We start from the raw sequence: 18703 nt of genomic DNA on the forward strand, positions 1-18703 counted from the left end.
TTATCCACAACCCCTGCCCTTGTATCGGCGCTACGTCGCAATATGATGTAGTTTCACAAGAAAAGGTGAGTCGTGGCAAAACATATCAACATGATCAAATTGTCCGTCGGCACAGAAAGCGTCGAAAGCCTTGAAGCGTGGCAATCAAGCCCGCGCCCCAAAGCAGCCGATGGACTGCCCCGCCATATCACCCGCATGTGGCCGAAGCGTGAGTCAGAATTGCTGAGTGGTGGCTCGATTTTCTGGGTGATCAAAGGCGTTGTTCTGGCCCGCCAAAAGCTTGTGCGCCTTGATGAATATGACAATGGCGACGGCATTCGTCGCTGTGCGCTGGTTTTTGATCCGAAGCTTATCCGTGTCGAAGCCATGACCAAACGCCCTTTTCAGGGGTGGCGCTATCTAAGGCCTGAAGATTCACCTCGAGATCTAACAGCCGCCCGCGCCCGCGAGGATGCAATTCCACCAACACTGTCAGCCGCCCTTGCCGATATCGGGGTTCGTTAAAGCTACACTTTCGAAAATATCTGTAGGCCCATCAATTCCAAGCTGTTCTGCCAAGGATGCGACTGCCGACCTTGCGGACACGTCCCAAGCCGCAGTTTTTGACGCAAACAATGTCGCCTGAGATTGCAAAACGGGTGCTCCACGCAGCACTTTCAGATGGTTCGCCTCTAGTGTTGCTCCGGTCGTTGTAATATCGGCCACGGCCTCTGCCGTCAGGTTCTTCACGGTCCCTTCAGTAGCCCCCTGACTATCCACCAATTGGTAATCCGCCACACCCTCACGCCGCAGGTATTCGCGAATAAGCCTGTGATATTTCGTAGCAATCCGCAGACGAAACCCATGCTCGGCCCGAAAGGCTGCTGCAACCGCGTCCAGATCATCAACGGTTTCCACATCAACCCAAAAGCGCGGAACGGCAATGATCAGGTCCGCATGGCCAAAGCCCAGCTTGGCCAATGTCTCGACTTGATCGTTATACAAAGGCAGTTTCTCGCGGATCAAATCCGTCCCTGTCACGCCTAAATGAATACGTCCCGAAGCCAGCTCCCGCGGGATTTCAGCAGCACTCAGAAGCACCAATTCGACCCCGTCGATACCGCTGACAACCCCAGCATATTCACGCGCAGAGCCCGTGCGCGCCAACTCGACACCGCGTTCGCCGAACCAGTCAAAGGTCTGTTCCATCAAACGACCCTTTGAGGGCACACCAAGCTTCAGTGTCATGCGACAACCCCCGCCTGAAGCGCCAGTTCCGGGCGGATCACCCCCCACTGCCGGAATTGCGCGGCCTTGTCCAAGCACCGCAGTCAGCGCATCATACCGCCCCCCTGTTGCAATTGGGGCGGCGACAGTTGGCGCAGAAAACCCGAAGACAAACCCGTCATAATATTCCATGCTAGTGCGCCCATAGGCACCTTCGTAAGACAGGCCCGACAGGTCGATCCCGCGTGCTGCCAAAGCATCCAGCCGTTCCCCGAACGCCACGACAGCAGGGGCAATCGCAGGGTATTCCGCTGCTATTGCCTGTAATCGAGTCAGCCCTTCCGGGGCGGCGCAAACAATGCTCAGAATATCAGTGATCGCCTTTATCTCTGCCTCTGTAATCGCTGCGACATCCGCATCTTCTTTCAGGGCGGCCAGACGCGCCAAGACTTCTTGCCGGGACCGCATCCCGATCTCGGGACCGGCTTCAGTGACAACTTCATCGCTTAGCGCAATCATTTCCGCGCGCCCTTCAGGGGCGGGGCCACCAGCGAACCGTTTCAGCAATGCGCGAAACCGAGCGGGTCGCCAGATGTGACGCATAAGCGCTTTTCTGCGACGCTCCGACGTTGAAAGCCCCGTTACCGCCGCGGTCAATATGCCGATATCCCCAATCGAGGCCAAAAGTCCGCGCCCCTCTAATGCTTTGGAAAACAAGGCAAACACTTCGGCATCTGCACTGGCGGGATCGTTGCGCGCGAACAGCTCATAGCCAACTTGCAGATACTCGCGTGCGCGTCCTGTGCTTGGCTGCTGCATGCGAAATACCTCACCCATATAGGTGTAGCGCGCAAGCTCAGCGCCATTCTTCATATGCTCTTGAACCACTGGCACCGTGAAGTCAGGGCGCAACATCTGCTCTCCGAAAACCGGGTCTGACGTCACATAGGCCCGTCCGCGAATATCCTCGCCATAGAGGTCGAGTAGCACTGCCGATGGCTGCAACAAGGCGACGTCCACAGGCATAGCACCAGCCTGTTGAAACAGCGCAAAAATTCGCTCTGCCTCAGCCCGCGCAGTCATGCGTCTAACATCTTGCGAATTTCAGCGACCAGATCACCGCGCGCAACTTCCCGTTGCGCCGGCTGCCCTTTCCATTCCTCCAACGTCGCGGTCTGGGCAATCTTTGCGCCCAGAATAAGGTCTTTGATCTGCACAACACCCCGCTCCGCCTCGTCCGAGCCTTCAATGATCGCCACAGGCGCGTTCCGCTTATCGGCATATTTCAACTGATTACCAAAGTTCTTGGGGTTGCCCAGATAAACCTCGGCCCGGATACCTGCAGTACGCAGTTCAGCTACCATCGTCTGATATTCCGCCATCCGGTCACGATCCATGACGGTGACAATCACTGGACCTACGGCGTCTTTCGACAACCGCCCCTTTGCGTGCAGCGCTGCCAAAAGCCGGTCCACCCCGATCGAGACACCCGTGGCAGGCACCTCCTGCCCTGTGAACCGCTTCACCAGATCATCATAGCGCCCGCCACCCGCAACCGAGCCAAACTGCCGCACGCGCCCTTTTTCGTCCTTGATTTCGAAGGTCAGTTCCGCTTCGTAGACGGGGCCAGTGTAATAGCCGAGGCCGCGCACAACGGATGGGTCGATAACAATGCGGTCTGCTTCATATCCTTGGGCTGCCAAAAGGTCAGCAATCTCTGTCAATTCTCCTAAGCCAGCCATGCCAACTTCCGATGATTCAACCAGACTGGCCAAGGTTGATATAGTTCCAAAATTGAGCAATTTTTCCCTTTCCTCAAAGGTCCCGCTATCTCGAATTTCCTTCAAGCGAGTTGCAAATTTTGAATCTAAAAAATGAGTTCCACCAAGAAAATCTGATTTAGCAAATCCGGGTCGCAACGAAATGTTACCGTCCCTTTCCCATTTGGATCGAATGTTATCCCGAGCACTCAAAAAAACCATTACAATTTCAGCCTGATCTTCAGGCAATCCTGCACCTTTAGCAAAGTCTCCACTCTCATCCTCGCGTCCTTCGCCAAGCAGAGCACGAACACCCTCAACGCCCAACCGGTCCAGCTTATCAATCGCCCGCAGAACGATCCCACGCTCGGCTTCGAATTTCGACGGGTCGCTCGGGTCCAAAATCCCCGCAACCTCCATCACCCCATTCAACACCTTACGATTATTCACCCGTACCACGTAATCGCCGCGCTCAATTCCAACGGCCTCCAAAGTATCCGCCAGCATCGCGCAAATCTCGGCATCCGCTGCGACCGACCCGGCCCCTACCGTATCCGCATCGCATTGATAAAACTGACGAAACCGCCCCGGTCCGGGTTTTTCGTTGCGCCAGACCGGCCCCATCGCATAGCGGCGGTACGGCGTTGGCAAATCGTTGCGATTCTGCGCATAGACCCGCGCCAGCGGGGCCGTCAGATCATAGCGCAGCGCCAACCAATCTTGTCCTTGCTTGGCGTCATCCTCTTGCCACGCGAACACACCCTCGTTCGGGCGGTCTACATCGGGCAGGAATTTACCCAAAGCCTCAACCGTTTCCACGGCGGAACTCTCTAACGCTTCGAACCCGTACAGATGGTAAACGGCAGCAATCTTATCCAGCATTTCTTTGCGCTGAGCCACTTCCGCACCGAAATAGTCGCGAAACCCCTTAGGGGTCTCGGCCTTTGGGCGGGGCTTCTTTTTCTCTTTTGCCATCTCACTTGGTCCTGACGTGAAGCTTCGGCCCTGCCTTTACCCCGCCCCTCTTGCCGGGGCAAGCAAAGCGCCATATCTGTGCGTGCAAAGGATGCATCCCCATGTCTGATACAACACGCCTTGAAGAACAGATCGCCCACCTGACACAGGCCGTTGAGGATATGTCAGACATCATTGCACGTCAGGAAAAGGATATCGCCCTTTTGAATAACCGCATCCGCATCCTGATGGAACGCGAAACAGAGCGGGAACTGGACGCAAGCGGCGGTATTGTTCTGTCAGACCAGAAACCACCCCATTATTAAAAGTCGCGCGGAAAATCGGCTAATTTGCCAATTCTTATCCAGCACCAGTAACGGTTTCTCAGACGTCCTCGACCATAAGAACGCCATTCAGTGATTTGATCGCCACTTTGACTTTTGGGTTAACAGCAAAACTGTCCCCAAGATTAACCTCGACTTCGCCGGGCAAATCCTGCCCCATCAAGCACAGGGAAACAGGCGCGCGCGCACGGATTGTCTTGTCATTGCCAGATCGTTCCAGAACAGACGCGATTGTCGGGATTGCAGCTTCAGAATCCACAAATATTTTCAATCCCATCGCACCTGCATCCGAGACCACATCATCTATCGGTTGCACAGCCCGGCACAGTAATTTCAGTTGTTCTGTCTCCAGCGTCGCCTCAACGGTCATCACCACATTTGCGCCGGTCCGCAGATAATCGCTTGCGGCTTCCAATGTGTCCGAAAAGACTGTGACCTCATAAAGCCCCGTTGGGTCGCTGGCTTGCACAAACGCAAATCTGTTGCCTCGTGCGGATTTTCGATCCTGCCTGCCTGAAACCGACGCTGCAATTTTTGTCACCAACGGGCCAGCTTGCGCCTTTTGTTCAATCTCAGTCAAAGTCAGAACATTTTTCCGCTTCAAGAGGGCCGTGTAGTCATCCAATGGATGACCGGACAGGTAGAAACCAACCGCAACATGTTCTTCGGCCAGCCGTTCATTCGGCAACCAGTCATCCATAACCGGCAAGCGGGGCTCTGGCAGATCATCGCCCGCCTCGCCAAACAAAGACACCTGGTCAGAGCTTCGCTGCGTGTGGACCGCGGCAGAATAATTGACCAGCGCATCAAGCGCTTCAAAAACCCGTCTTCGGTTCGGGTCCAACTGATCCAAGGCACCGGACCTGACCAACATTTCCAAAGGACGCTTGCCAACCCGCTTGAGATCAACCCGGCGTGCCAGATCGAATACAGTCAGGAAAGGCTGATCACCACGCGCCTCGGTGATCAGCTTCATCGCCTCGACACCTACATTTTTCAAACCGCCCAGCGCATAAACGACCTTACCATCAGACACGCTGAACGTCGCCTCAGATCGGTTGACGCAGGGCGGTATGATCTCAATATCAAGGTTCTTGACGATCTCTTCTTTGTACACACCCAGCTTGTCGGTCAGATGCAGATCGCAATTCATCACACCGGCCATGAATTCCACCGGATAATTCGCCTTTAGCCAAGCCGTCTGATAGCTGACAACCGCATAGGCGGCGGCGTGGGATTTGTTGAAGCCGTAATTGGCGAATTTTTCCAGCAGATCGAAAACTTCTCGCGCTTTCTTGGCATCAACACCATTAGCTTTGGCACCAGCTTCGAACTTCGGACGTTCGGCGTCCATAGCCTCTTTGATCTTCTTGCCCATGGCGCGGCGCAGAAGGTCCGCACCGCCAAGACTATATCCGGCCATGACCTGCGCAATTTCCATCACCTGTTCCTGATAAACGATGATGCCTTGGGTTTCCTCAAGGATGTGATCGATCAATGGATGGATCGACTCCAGCGGCTTCAAGCCGTTCTTCACCTCACAATATGTCGGGATGTTTTCCATCGGGCCGGGACGGTACAAAGCTACCAACGCCACGATGTCTTCGATACAGGTGGGCTTCATACGCCGAAGCGCATCCATCATGCCCGAACTTTCCACCTGAAACACCGCAACCGTCTTGGCCGAGCTGTACAAATCATACGCTTTCTGGTCATCTAATGGGATTGCACCTATATCCACTTGCACATTTCGAACCTTTAACAAATCCAGTGCATTCTGGATAACGGTCAGGGTTTTCAGACCCAGAAAGTCGAATTTCACCAGCCCGGCTTGCTCAACCCATTTCATATTGAATTGCGTTGCTGGCATATCTGAACGGGGATCTTGATAGAGCGGAACAAGCTCATCAAGTGGCCTGTCGCCAATCACCACCCCGGCGGCATGGGTCGAGGCGTTGCGCAGAAGGCCTTCGACCTGCTGGCCGTATTCCAGCAGTCGCGCGACAACTTCTTCGTTGCGTGCTTCTTCCCGCAATTTAGGCTCATCCGCCAGCGCCTTTTCGATCGAGACCGGCTTGACACCCTCGACAGGGATCATTTTCGAAAGCCTGTCCACCTGTCCGTAAGGCATTTGCAAAACGCGGCCAATATCGCGCACGGCAGCCTTCGACAGAAGCGCACCGAAGGTGATGATCTGTCCCACCTTGTCGCGGCCGTATTTGTCCTGCACGTAGCGGATCACCTCTTCCCGGCGATCCATGCAGAAGTCGATATCGAAATCGGGCATGGAAACCCGCTCGGGGTTCAGGAACCGCTCAAACAGCAGCGAATAACGCAAAGGATCCAGATCGGTGATCGTAAGCGCATAGGCCACCAAAGACCCCGCGCCCGAGCCCCTGCCCGGCCCCACGGGAATATGTTGGTCCTTCGCCCATTTGATGAAATCGGCAACGATCAGAAAATAGCCGGGGAAGCCCATCCCTTCGATGATACCAAGCTCAAACTCCAGCCGCTTCTCATATTCCTCAACCGAGGCTGCATGCGGTATCACCGCAAGCCGGTCTTTCAGGCCCTCAACCGCCTGACGGCGCAATTCCTCAATCTCGTTATCGGCAAATTTTGGAAGGATCGGATCGCGTTTATAGGCCTTGAACGCGCAGCGTTTGGCGATTTCGACCGTGTTTTCGATGGCCTCCGGAAGATCAGCGAACAGAGTCACCATTTCCTCGGGCGATTTGAAGTAATGCTGCGGGGTCAGGCGGCGACGGTCTTGCTGCTGGTCCACATAGGCGCCATCGGCGATGCAGATCAGGGCGTCATGGGCCTCGTACATCTCGGCTTTCGGGAAATAGACATCGTTGGTCGCCACCAATGGCAGCCCCATTTCATAGGCCATTTCCACATGGCCTCTCTCGGACAGGCGTTCGGCGTCAGGTAAACCATCATCGCCGGGATGGCGTTGTAGTTCAACATAAAGGCGGTCGCCATAGATCTCGTGCAGTTTACGCAATAGTGCTTCTGCCTTGGGACGCTGCCCGACGCGCAGCAAGCGCCCGATAGGTCCGTCCGGGCCACCTGTCAGGCAGATAAGACCATCACCATGCTGCGCCAGCTCGTCCAATGTCAGTTGCGCCAGCTCTCCGCCCTTATCCAGATAGGCGCAGGAATTCAGCTTCATCAGGTTCAGATAACCCATTTCATTCTGCGCCAACAGCACAACCGGGGCGGGGTCACGCTGCCGTTCACCGGGGGCTGCGGCCTCATAAGCCAAATCAAGCTGGCAACCGATGATCGGTTGCACCCCTGCCCCCGAAGCGTATTCAGAAAATTCCAATGCCGCGAACATGTTGTTTGTGTCCGTGACTGCAACGGCGGGCATACTGGATTTAACACACATACCGGGCAGCGATTTGACCCGCATGGCCCCTTCCAGAAGCGAATATTCGGTGTGGACGCGAAGGTGGATGAATCGGGAATGATTTTTCATTTTCTGACCGTAGCGTGCCCACAGTCCGGGGAAAAGCGGACAAAGGGCTTGCCAAAGGTTTTTTACACGGCTTTTCTAGAGGCGAAGATTCCGCACGCTTTCTACGTCGCATCGAAGGCGCGCCTCATGGATCAACGGCTTGGTAAGGCGGCAGGTTTAAATAACATGGGAGTGACGTTTCTTCTGAACGGAGAGACTGTGCAGGCCGAGGTCTCGGCCACACGTACATTGCTGGACTGGCTGCGCGAAGATCGCGGGCTGACCGGCACCAAGGAAGGCTGCAACGAAGGCGATTGCGGGGCCTGTTCCGTGATTGTGACCGGTGAAGACGGGGTTGCGCGGGCGATGAATGCCTGCATTCTGTTCATGCCGCAATTGCAAGGGAAGGCCGTGCGCACGGTCGAGGGCGTCTCAGGACCGTCGGGGGAATTGCATCCCGTCCAAGACGCTATGGTGACACATCATGGATCACAATGCGGCTTTTGCACGCCCGGGTTCATCACGGCAATGGCAGCCGCACATAAAAACGGCGCGACAGATCATGAAGACCAACTGGCCGGAAATCTTTGCCGTTGCACAGGCTATGCCCCGATTTTACGGGCGGCAAAGGCGGCAGCGAAAGAGCCTGTGCCAGCATGGATGAAAGAAGATTTATCGACACTTTGTGTTAAAAGTCTTGAATTTGCCATGCCAAATTCCTCGGATGCTTTAGCAGAATGGTATGAAACCAATCCCGAAGCCACCTTGATCGGCGGCGCTACGGATGTCGGTCTTTGGGTGACAAAACAATTGCGCGAGTTGCCACAAGTTGCCTTTCTCAGCCGATGCTATGACATGCAAAGGGTCGAAGAAAATGACATTGGCCTACGCATCGGTGCCGCCTGTACAATCACGCAAGTCCTTGAGGCCATGCGCGACCGTCATCCGTCCTTTGCCGAAATGCTACGCCGATATGGCTCGGTTCAGGTGCGCAATGCAGCGACGATTGGTGGCAATATTGCCAATGGCTCGCCCATCGGGGACAGCCCCCCTGCCCTGATCGCACTTGGCGCAACGTTGCATCTGCGCAAAGGGAACACCCGGCGCGACATGCCGCTGGAAGACTTCTTTCTGGAATACGGCAAACAAGACCGCGCGGCGGGCGAATTTGTTGAAACCGTGACAATCCCACAGCAAAGGGACCGTCTGAAATGTTATAAGCTATCAAAGCGGCATGATCAGGATATCTCAGCCGTTTGTGGCTGCTTCAATATCGCAGTCGCAGGCGGATCTGTAGCGACGGCACGGATCGCCTTTGGCGGTATGGCAGGCACCCCGAAGCGCGCGTTGGCAGTAGAACAGGCCTTGATCGGCAAAGCATGGAGCGAAGACAACATCGAGGCAGCTTTACCCGCCTTTGCCGAGGATTTCCAACCTCTTAGTGATATGCGTGCCTCTCGTGAGTACCGTCTCAAAGCCGCGCAAAACATGCTGCGGCGCGCCTATGTCGAAAGTCTTGGTGTACCATCCAATGTGCTGGAGGTACGGCCATGACCAAACACGACTCCGGCCAACTGCATGTTACCGGTCAAGCACGTTACACAGACGACATCCCCACCCCGGCAGGCACACTGCATCTTGCCTTTGGCCTGTCGACCATTGCACATGGGCGGATCACTGACATTAACCTTAATGCCGTTCGGGATGCGCCGGGTGTCATTGACGTGCTGCAAGCGGCGGATTTGCCTTTCGCCAATGACGTCTCACCGTCCGCCCATGACGAGCCATTGCTCAGCGATGGCACTATCCACTACCTTGGACAACCGATTTTCCTTGTGGTTGCTGAAACACATCTCGCCGCGCGCAAAGCAGCCCGTCTGGCCCGGACCACTTACAAAGAGATGCCCCCGATCCTAACCATAGATCAGGCACTTACCGCCGATAGCCGTTTTGAAGAAGGCCCACGCATTTATAAGAAGGGCAACGCACCAGAGGCAATCAAAAAGGCGAAACACCGCATCACAGGCGCGGTCGAAATCGGCGGACAAGAGCATTTCTACCTCGAAGGTCACGCCGCCCTTGCGCTGCCGCAAGAAGGCGGGGACATGGTGGTGCATGCCTCTTCGCAACATCCTACGGAAATCCAGCATAAAGTTGCAGAGGCCCTTGGCCAAGCCATGCACACAGTCCGGATCGAAGTCCGCCGCATGGGCGGTGGATTTGGTGGAAAAGAAAGCCAGGGCAATGCCTTATGCGTCGCTTGCGCGGTCGTTGCGGCGAAATATAAGCGCCCCGTGAAGATGCGCTACGACCGCGATGACGACATGCTTATCACCGGCAAGCGCCATGATTTTCGCATCACTTACGAGGTCGGTTTTGATGACGAAGGGCGCGTGAGCGGCATCAATTTTGAACACTTCGTCCGCTGCGGTTGGGCGCAGGATTTGTCACTGCCAGTGGCTGACCGCGCAATGCTGCATGCGGATAACGCCTATCACCTGGAACATGCGCAAATTATCTCTCACCGCCTCAAGACCAACACCCAAAGCAACACAGCGTTCCGGGGGTTTGGTGGTCCGCAAGGCATGGTCGGCATTGAACGCGTCATGGACCATATCGCACACCATCTGGACCGTGACCCCTTGGAGGTGCGCCGCATCAATTTCTATGCTACGCTGGACGATGGAACTGTTGCCGAAACGCAGATACCGCAGACAACGCCTTACGGGATGGAAGTCACAGATTTCATCCTGCACGACATGGTTAACGCCCTTGAGGTTTCCGCCTATTACAAAACCCGCTGCAAAGCCATCGCCGATTGGAATGCACATAATCCCGTACTCAAACGCGGCATAGCGCTTACGCCTGTAAAGTTTGGCATCTCTTTCACGCTTACACATCTGAATCAGGCCGGCGCGTTGGTTCATGTTTATCAGGATGGGTCGATCCACCTGAACCATGGTGGCACCGAAATGGGCCAGGGGCTGTTTACCAAAGTTGCTCAGGTTGCATCGACATCGTTTGGCGTTCCGCTGGATCAGATCAAGATAACCGCAACCGACACGGGGAAAGTTCCCAACACCTCCGCAACTGCGGCCTCATCTGGTTCTGACCTCAATGGTATGGCGGTGTTCAACGCGTGCGAGGAAATCAAAGCCCGCATCGCCGAATTTCTGGGGGAGCGTTACCAAACCAAAGATGTCCGCTTTACGGACGGCAACGTGGAAGTCGGCCAAGAGACGTTGATCTTTGCCGAGGCTGTTAATCTTGCCTATACCAACCGGATTTCCCTCAGTGCGACCGGGTTTTACGCGACACCAGACGTTGCGTGGGACCGCATCAAAGGCCACGGTCGCCCGTTTTTCTATTTTGCCTACGGGGCCGCTGTCACAGAAGTCGTTATAGACACGCTAACCGGCGAAAATCGCATCCTGCGCGCAGATATTCTGCATGATTGCGGGCGTTCCCTTAACCCTGATCTGGATATAGGTCAGATCGAAGGTGGTTATATTCAGGGCGCGGGCTGGCTGACCATGGAAGAACTTGTTTGGGACGACAAAGGGGCTTTAAAGACCCATGCGCCTGCAACTTACAAAATCCCCTGCGCCTCCGACGCGCCAGACATCTTCAACGTGGCACTTTGGGACGGCGAGAACCGCGCCGATACAATCTTCAAATCGAAAGCCGTGGGGGAGCCGCCCCTGATGCTGGGCATCTCGGCGTGGCTTGCGCTGTCTGACGCAATTTCTGCGTGTGGCGAAGACTATCCAAACCTTCAGGCCCCTGCAACCGCAGAAGAAATTCTACGTTGCGTAGACAGGTTGCGCGCATGAGTATTGATCCGGATACCCTTCAAAAAGCCCTTGAGAACGGCCCCATCGCGCGCGTGGTTGTGGCAGATGTCAAAGGTTCTGCCCCGCGCGAAATCGGTGCCGCCATGTTTGTTTGGCACGGCGGGCAGTCCGGTACAATCGGCGGTGGTGCGCTTGAATTTGACGCGGCCAAACGGGCGTTGTTGGCCCCCTCGGTTCGACGCATTCCACTGGGACCTTCGCTTAATCAGTGCTGTGGCGGTGCCGTTACACTTGTCACAGAACATCTCGATTTCATCCCGCAAGGTCCGACCTTCACCCGCCGTGTTACGGGCACGGCAGACAAGCCGTTAAGCATAATTCGCGCCGAGGCAGAGGCCCGCAATTCTGGCAAGGCCGACTTGATCTATGAGGATGGTTGGCTCTTTGAAACAATTGCGCCCCCAAAAACGCCACTTTGGATTTACGGCGCGGGCCATATCGGGCGCGCACTTGTCCATACGCTGGAACCGTTGCCGAATTTCGACATCACATGGCTTGATACATCCGCGGACCGGTTCCCAAAAACCGGCATCAAAACCTTACCTGTGGCAAATCCTGCGCATGCAGCAGCCCTTGCCCCGAAAAACGCGCAACACCTGATCCTGACTTATTCCCACATGCTTGACCTCGACATTTGCCATGCTCTGCTCAACCACGACTTTTCCTGGGTGGGTCTTATAGGGTCTGACACGAAATGGGCGCGGTTCCGCAGCCGATTAACCAAGCTGGGCCACCATGATGCACAAATTTCGCGCATTTGTTGTCCAATCGGTCAAAAATTTCTCGGAAAACACCCGCAAGCCATTGCAGTTGGCGTCGCCGCGCAGCTAATGTCGCTCCGTTCAAGCGACACTCTGGGGAAAGATATCGCGGTTTGACAGAACTTTTACGCATCTCTCACCTGACCAAAGCCTATCCCGGCGTGGTCGCCAATGACGACGTGTCCTTCACCATAAATCAAGGCGAGGTTCATGCATTTCTAGGCGAAAACGGCGCCGGAAAATCCACGCTTGTCAAAATTATTTACGGTCTTGTGAAACCTGACAGCGGCACGATGAATCTTCATGGAAAACCCTTCGCACCGTCTGAACCCCGCGCCGCCCGCGCCTCCGGTGTGGCAATGGTATTTCAGCATTTCTCGCTGTTCGAGGCGCTTAATGTTGCCGAAAATATCGCCCTTGGTATGGAACACCCGCCCAAAATGCACGCATTGGCGCAGCGCATTCGGCAAATGTCAGAAAATTACGGCCTGCCACTGGACCCGTACCGCACTGTGGGCGACCTGTCAGCGGGCGAACGGCAGCGGGTCGAAATCATCCGCTGTCTTTTGCAAAACCCAAAGCTTTTGATCATGGACGAACCCACATCTGTTCTGACGCCACAAGAGGTGCAAATTCTGTTCCAAACCTTGGAGAAACTGAAGAAAGAAGGTACTTCGATCCTCTATATAAGCCATAAACTTGAAGAAATCCGCAGGCTTTGCGACACGGCAACGATCCTGCGGCTGGGCAAGAAAGTCACCACCTGCAACCCACGCAAGGAAACCACAAGGGCGCTGGCCGAGATGATGGTCGGTGGCACGCTGCATATTCCGGAACGCACCCCCCACGCAGCCACCGAAGTTGTGCTGGGCGTGCAGAGCTTAAACTTGCGGTCTGTCAGCGCCTTTGGCACTGCACTGAAGGATATCTCGTTCAAGGTTCATGCAGGGGAAATTCTGGGAATTGGTGGCGTTGCGGGCAATGGTCAGGACGAGCTAACAGCCGCCTTATCAGGCGAGCTGAAAACCACAGCAGAGATGGTCCAGTTCAAGGGCAAATCTATTGGCCATCTTGGACCGCCCGCCAGACGGGATTTGGGTGTTTTGGCCGCCCCGGAAGAACGATTAGGCCATGCGGCAGCACCAGATATGAGCTTGACCGAGAATGCCATGCTAACCGGCGCACGGCGTAAGGGGCTTGTCCAGAAAGGTTTTCTGGATTGGCCCAAGTCCCGTAATTTCGCAGAGGCTGTGATCAGCAGATTTGACGTTCGCACACCGGGTCCAGACAACGCGGCACGCGCTTTGTCCGGCGGCAATTTGCAGAAATTCGTCATTGGACGGGAGGTCTTGCAAGACCCTGACGTGTTGGTCGTGAACCAACCCACATGGGGCGTCGATGCTTCTGCTGCCGCAGATATCCGTCAGGCGCTACTTGATCTGGCGGCCAATGGTGCTGCAGTCATTGTGATCAGCCAAGATCTGGACGAGCTGATGGAAATCAGCGACACATTCGCCGCCCTAAATGAAGGCCGCCTGACCAAACCCGTTCCCGCACAGGGACTGACGGTGGATCAAATCGGCCTGATGATGGGCGGTGCCCATGATATGGAAATCGCGCATGTCTGAGGCCCACACGTGATCCGCCTTGAAAAACGCCCCACGCCATCGCGCGTCTGGACGGCCATCACACCTGTTTTTGCAGTGATTGCCACAATGATTGCAGGCGGGCTGATGTTTGCCGTTTTGGGCAAGGACCCGTTTGAGGCAATCCGGACGATATTCTGGGATCCATTGTTCAACGAACAATTTGCGGCCTTCTCGCGCCCACAATTGCTGGTCAAAGCCGCACCCCTGATCCTGATTGCCATAGGGCTATCTTTGGGTTTCAAGGCAGGCGTCTGGAATATCGGGGCAGAAGGGCAATACATCATCGGGGCGATTTGCGGCGCAGCAGCGGGCTTGGCTTTCTATCCGATGGAGGCTTGGTTTATCTTCCCGCTGATGGTTATTGCTGGCGGTCTTGGGGGCTTTTTATGGGCGATGATACCCGGCATCCTGCGGGTACAATTTCGGACAAACGAAATCCTTGTGTCACTATTGCTGGTCTATGTCGCCGAATTTATGCTGGCCTCCGCCTCACTTGGCGCATTGCGCAATCCCGATGGGGCGGGCTTTCCGGGCAGTCGTAACTTTCAGGACTACCCTGCAGCTTTTAACGCCGAGATTGTCGCAGGCACAGGCATGCATTGGGGCGTTGTGACAGCCTTTATCGCGATGATCTTCGCCTATATCCTGCTGGCACGCCATATGCTGGGCTTCCAGATCAGGCTGACGGGGCAAGCCCCAAAAGCAGCCCGATTTGCCGGGGTCGTGCCCGCGCGACTGATCCTGTTCTGTCTTGGCATATCTGGGATGCTGGCCGGCATGGCTGGTTTGTTCGAAGTCTCAGGCCCCGCAGGTCAGATCAGCATCGACTTCAACATAGGCTACGGGTTCACAGCAATCATCGTCGCCTTCCTTGGGCGGCTGAACCCCATTGGTATCTTGCTGGCAGGGTTGCTGATGGCTCTGACCTATATCGGCGGAGAGCTGGCGCAATTCATGCTGGGCATCCCCGCCGCAGCCATTCAGGCCTTTCAGGGGATGCTTTTATTTTTCTTACTGGCTGTGGATGTACTGACCAACTACCGGCTACGCTTTGGCAAACCGGAGGTCGCGTGATGTTTGGTGCAATTTCAATAGAGCTACTTTTGGCTTCGCTGATGGTTGCCGCCACCCCAATTCTTCTGGCTGCAATTGGCGAGTTGGTCGTTGAAAAAGCAGGAGTTCTCAACCTCGGGGTCGAGGGCATGATGATTACAGGCGCAATCTGCGGCTTTGCTCTTGCGGTTGAAACAGGCTCCCCCACAGTGGGCTTTATCGGCGCAGCTTTGGGTGGGGCCGCCCTGTCGCTGATCTTTGGCGTTCTGACACAATATCTGCTGTCCAATCAGGTCGCGACAGGCCTTGCGCTGACCCTGTTCGGGCTAGGGCTGTCTGCACTGATCGGGCAGAGCTATATCGGGATCAAACCACCCGCGACACCGAAGCTTGATATCCCGCTTCTATCCGATATTCCGGGGCTGGGGCGTGTTCTGTTCAGCCATGATATTATGGTCTACCTGTCCTTGGCACTGGTATTTGGAGCCTGGGCGACGCTGAAATATTCCCGCATCGGACTGATTTTACGGGCCGTTGGCGAAAACCATGACGCCGCCCATGCACTGGGCTACAAGGTGATCCGACTTCGCCTGTTGGCAATCATGTTTGGCGGGGCCTGCGCCGGGCTAGGCGGTGCTTACCTTAGCTTGATCCGCGTTCCACAATGGACCGAAGGTATGACCGCAGGCGCAGGCTGGATCGCGCTGGCCATCGTTGTCTTCGCCAGTTGGCAGCCGGGCCGTATTTTGCTGGGCGCTTATTTATTTGGCGGTGTGACTGTTTTGCAGTTGAACCTTCAGGCCGCAGGCTTTGCAATTCCTGTAGAATACTTGTCCATGAGCCCGTATCTGATAACCATCGTCGTGCTGGTCATTATGTCTGCCAACAGATCACGCATGGCGCTTGCCGCACCGGCCTGTCTGGGACGAACATTCCATGCCTCGCAGTGAGGGACTGCTTTGAAACACCAACTGGGGAGAACTACCAAATGAAAAGAAGAACCATTCTGAGCGGAGCTGTTGCAGCCCTTGCCCTGAGCACTGGTCTTGCGATGGCCGATGGTCATGAGAAGCTGAAGGTGGGCTTTGTCTATGTCGGCCCTGTCGGCGATGGCGGCTGGACCTATGAACATGACAAAGGCCGTCAGGCTGTCGAGGCTGAATTCGGCGATAAGGTTGAAACCGTCTTTCAGGAAAGCGTACCAGAAGGCGCTGATGCAGAACGTGTGATGACCCAAATGGCGCTATCCGGGGCCGGGCTGATCTTTACCACATCCTTCGGCTACATGGACCCGACAATCAACGTCGCCAAGAAATTTCCCGATGTGAAGTTTGAACACGCCACGGGTTACAAACGCGCCGATAACGTCTCGACCTATTCCGCGCGTTTCTATGAAGGCCGTGCCATCCAAGGTCATATCGCTGGCAAGATGACCCAAACCAACAAAATCGGCTACATCGCGTCCTTCCCGATCCCCGAAGTGATCCGCGGTATCAACTCCGCTTACATCCACGCCAAAAAAGCAAACCCGAATGTCGAGTTTAACATCGTCTGGGCTTACACATGGTTTGACCCAGCGAAAGAGGCCGATGCGGCTACCGCTCTGATCGAACAAGGCGCAGATGTGATCTTGCAACATACGGATTCCACCGCGCCGCAAGCCGCTGCCGAGAAGGCAGGCAACGTGATCACCTTCGGGCAAGCCTCTGATATGGCGGAATACGGACCGAAACCGCGCGTCAGCTCAATCATCGACAACTGGGCACCCTATTACATCGCGCGCGTGAAGGCTGTGATGGATGGAACTTGGGAAAGCAGCGACACTTGGGACGGCATCGCCCCCGGCATGGTTGAAATCGGCGAGATATCTGACGCCGTGCCAGAAGATGTAAAAGCCGAGGCACTGGCCCTGAAAGACGCCATTGCGGCGGGTGAATATCACGCATTCACCGGCCCACTGAAAAAACAGGACGGCAGCGATTGGCTGGCTGAAGGCGAAGTCTCAGACGACGGCACCCTCGCTGGTATGGATTTCTACGTCGAAGGCCTGACCGGCGACATCCCGAACTGAGCCTTATTGCACGACACAGTAAAGGCCCGCCTTGTTGGCGGGTCTTTTTTTGTTGAGAGTAGAAATTGCGGCGCGAGGGGTTTGTTTGCCTTCAGGGTAAGGAGCATTGAAGATCAGCAACCAAATTGCCGCTAGCTGTTCAAGCAAAGTCATCCAGGATCATATGACAAAACCACGCATAGTCATTCAATAGATATAAGTTCGATTGACCCGCCCCCCTGATCTGTGCCGTTCAGATGTAGCATCCGTTTCTGTTCTGCTCTGCTACAAGCACGGCCACATTCAATACTAAAACCTTAACTATAGGCTTTGAGCGGACTTCTTTCTCTAATTTCAGATATAAATGCGGGCCAAACCAAAGCAGGGTGCCTTTTGGTCAGCGCGGTGTAAAGGTCGATAACCGACCTCGGGTTTTGAAATCAGGTGCGCATCGGTCCACCCGGCACCGCATAGTCCGCGATTTTCCACGCCTGATTTTTGGGCTTGCGCCACATCTGCTTGGGCTGCTGCCAAGTTCCCCACTGGATAAAGGTTGTTTATCCCTTCATCGTCTTCATGGATATGAACTTTAGTCATATGCGTATGATCGCAATCAATAAACGCCGCGAAGGGGAACCCTCGCGGCGCGTCATCTGTCCCTCAGATGAATGCCCTGACTTTACGCCAGAGCGGCTTTTGCTTTTTCAACAACCGCAGCGAATGCATCGGGTTCATTCACAGCCAGATCGGCCAGAACCTTACGATCCACTTCGATACCCGCCAGCGACAGGCCATTGATGAAGCGCGAATAGGTCAGGCTTTCATCCAGCGAGCGGCAGCCAGCATTGATCCGCTGAATCCACAACGCGCGGAAGTTGCGCTTGCGAGCCTTGCGGTCACGTGTTGCATACTGGTTGGCCTTATCTACGGCCTGTGTTGCAACGCGGAACGTATTCTTGCGGCGACCCTGATAACCTTTAGCGGCTTTGATGATCTTCTTGTGGCGGGCGTGGGTGACTTTCCCGGAGGTAACTCTCGACATTTCAAATTCTCCTTAACGCGCGTAGGGCATGTATTTTTTCACGATATTCTCATCTGCTTTGCAAAGAGTCGTCGTGCCGCGCGCAGTGCGGATAAATTTGGTGGAACGCTTGATCATGCCGTGGCGTTTACCTGCCTGACCAGCTTTGACGCGCCCAGAGGCCGTCACCTTGAAGCGCTTCTTCGCGCCTGATTTTGTCTTCATCTTCGGCATTTCCATCTCCTTCAGATCGAGTGGTGAACCGCACGACTCGGCATGCCATATAGGCCGGTCCCACGGGTAGAGCGCGGTAGTTAGTCAAGAAAGTACAACTTGGCAAGTCTTAAAGCAGTTCTTTAGAACAACGCGCCGAAAACGCGAATGAAGACATCAGGAATTTCTTCAAACGAATAGCCTTCCGTTCTTGAGAGCGTCGCATAGAACAGCATACCAAGGCCAACAATTCCGGCGAAAATTGCAAACCGGGGCGTGTCACCTGCCATAATTCCCGACGCAATGGCAGGAATCGACAAAACCGCTAACGTAATTCCGGTCACAAATAAAATGTCAGGGGTCACGCAAATC

At 55.1% G+C, this 18703-nt stretch carries 15 protein-coding genes and 1 pseudogene; 9 read left to right on the top strand and 7 right to left on the bottom strand.

The window, feature by feature from the left end; genetic code table 11:
* The first annotated feature begins 90 nt into the window (after positions 1-90).
* Positions 91-504: a DUF1489 family protein gene (locus ACZ1HF_RS09085; RefSeq protein ID WP_472659014.1), complete on the top strand. Its 414-nt coding sequence runs from the start codon at positions 91-93 to the stop codon at positions 502-504.
* Here the strand turns inward: ACZ1HF_RS09085 and hisG are convergent.
* The 3 genes and pseudogenes from hisG to ACZ1HF_RS09100 all read right to left on the bottom strand — a co-directional run bounded on the left by hisG (position 472) and on the right by ACZ1HF_RS09100 (position 3941).
* Positions 472-1227, bottom strand: a complete 756-nt coding sequence (gene hisG / locus ACZ1HF_RS09090) for an ATP phosphoribosyltransferase (RefSeq protein ID WP_472657188.1) — start codon at positions 1225-1227, stop codon at positions 472-474. The genes ACZ1HF_RS09085 and hisG overlap by 33 nt on opposite strands.
* A pseudogene (locus ACZ1HF_RS09095) lies at positions 1224-2289 on the bottom strand (ATP phosphoribosyltransferase regulatory subunit). The gene hisG and the pseudogene ACZ1HF_RS09095 overlap by 4 nt, the downstream one beginning before the upstream one ends.
* The gene (locus ACZ1HF_RS09100) at positions 2286-3941 is read right to left on the bottom strand and encodes a histidine--tRNA ligase (RefSeq protein WP_472657189.1); all 1656 of its coding nucleotides are present in this window, start codon (positions 3939-3941) and stop codon (positions 2286-2288) included. Before ACZ1HF_RS09100 ends, ACZ1HF_RS09095 begins: the two are co-directional and overlap by 4 nt.
* 101 nt (positions 3942-4042) lie before the next feature.
* On the opposite strand from ACZ1HF_RS09100, the gene ACZ1HF_RS09105 reads away from it, so the two are divergent.
* Positions 4043-4246, top strand: coding sequence for a SlyX family protein (locus ACZ1HF_RS09105; protein ID WP_472657190.1), 204 nt, complete (start codon positions 4043-4045; stop codon positions 4244-4246).
* Positions 4247-4304: 58 nt separating this feature from the next.
* Here the strand turns inward: ACZ1HF_RS09105 and dnaE are convergent, their stop codons facing one another.
* Positions 4305-7751: a DNA polymerase III subunit alpha gene (dnaE, locus tag ACZ1HF_RS09110; protein ID WP_472657191.1), complete on the bottom strand. Its 3447-nt coding sequence runs from the start codon at positions 7749-7751 to the stop codon at positions 4305-4307.
* Between the two features lie 165 nt (positions 7752-7916).
* Between dnaE and xdhA the strand changes: the two genes are divergently transcribed.
* The 7 genes from xdhA to ACZ1HF_RS09145 are packed head-to-tail and all read left to right on the top strand — an operon-like array spanning position 7917 to position 17118.
* The gene (xdhA, locus tag ACZ1HF_RS09115; protein ID WP_472659015.1) at positions 7917-9284 is read left to right on the top strand and encodes a xanthine dehydrogenase small subunit; all 1368 of its coding nucleotides are present in this window, start codon (positions 7917-7919) and stop codon (positions 9282-9284) included.
* Complete coding sequence (gene xdhB / locus ACZ1HF_RS09120; RefSeq protein WP_472657192.1) at positions 9281-11563, top strand: xanthine dehydrogenase molybdopterin binding subunit; 2283 nt, start codon at positions 9281-9283, stop codon at positions 11561-11563. Before xdhA ends, xdhB begins: the two co-directional genes overlap by 4 nt.
* A complete protein-coding gene (gene xdhC / locus ACZ1HF_RS09125; RefSeq protein WP_472657193.1) occupies positions 11560-12462 on the top strand; it encodes a xanthine dehydrogenase accessory protein XdhC in 903 nt (300 codons plus the stop codon). The genes xdhB and xdhC overlap by 4 nt, the downstream gene beginning before the upstream one ends.
* Positions 12459-13973 (top strand): ABC transporter ATP-binding protein, encoded by a 1515-nt coding sequence (locus ACZ1HF_RS09130; RefSeq protein ID WP_472657194.1) that lies wholly within the window; start codon positions 12459-12461, stop codon positions 13971-13973. The genes xdhC and ACZ1HF_RS09130 overlap by 4 nt, the downstream gene beginning before the upstream one ends.
* A gap of 9 nt (positions 13974-13982) precedes the next feature.
* A complete protein-coding gene (locus tag ACZ1HF_RS09135) occupies positions 13983-15068 on the top strand; it encodes an ABC transporter permease (RefSeq protein WP_472657195.1) in 1086 nt (361 codons plus the stop codon).
* Complete coding sequence (locus ACZ1HF_RS09140; RefSeq protein WP_472657196.1) at positions 15068-15997, top strand: ABC transporter permease; 930 nt, start codon at positions 15068-15070, stop codon at positions 15995-15997. The genes ACZ1HF_RS09135 and ACZ1HF_RS09140 overlap by 1 nt, the downstream gene beginning before the upstream one ends.
* Positions 15998-16035: 38 nt before the next feature.
* Positions 16036-17118: a BMP family ABC transporter substrate-binding protein gene (locus tag ACZ1HF_RS09145; RefSeq protein ID WP_472657197.1), complete on the top strand. Its 1083-nt coding sequence runs from the start codon at positions 16036-16038 to the stop codon at positions 17116-17118.
* A gap of 658 nt (positions 17119-17776) precedes the next feature.
* On the opposite strand, the gene rplT is transcribed toward ACZ1HF_RS09145, so the two are convergent.
* The 3 genes from rplT to ACZ1HF_RS09160 all read right to left on the bottom strand — a co-directional run bounded on the left by rplT (position 17777) and on the right by ACZ1HF_RS09160 (position 18696).
* A complete protein-coding gene (gene rplT, locus ACZ1HF_RS09150) occupies positions 17777-18139 on the bottom strand; it encodes a 50S ribosomal protein L20 (protein ID WP_472657198.1) in 363 nt (120 codons plus the stop codon).
* Between the two features lie 12 nt (positions 18140-18151).
* Complete coding sequence (gene rpmI / locus ACZ1HF_RS09155) at positions 18152-18352, bottom strand: 50S ribosomal protein L35 (protein WP_472657199.1); 201 nt, start codon at positions 18350-18352, stop codon at positions 18152-18154.
* A gap of 122 nt (positions 18353-18474) precedes the next feature.
* A complete protein-coding gene (locus tag ACZ1HF_RS09160) occupies positions 18475-18696 on the bottom strand; it encodes a hypothetical protein (RefSeq protein WP_472657200.1) in 222 nt (73 codons plus the stop codon).
* Positions 18697-18703 lie beyond the last annotated feature (7 nt).

It is taken from the genome of Litoreibacter sp. GN1-5 (genome assembly GCF_055693805.1).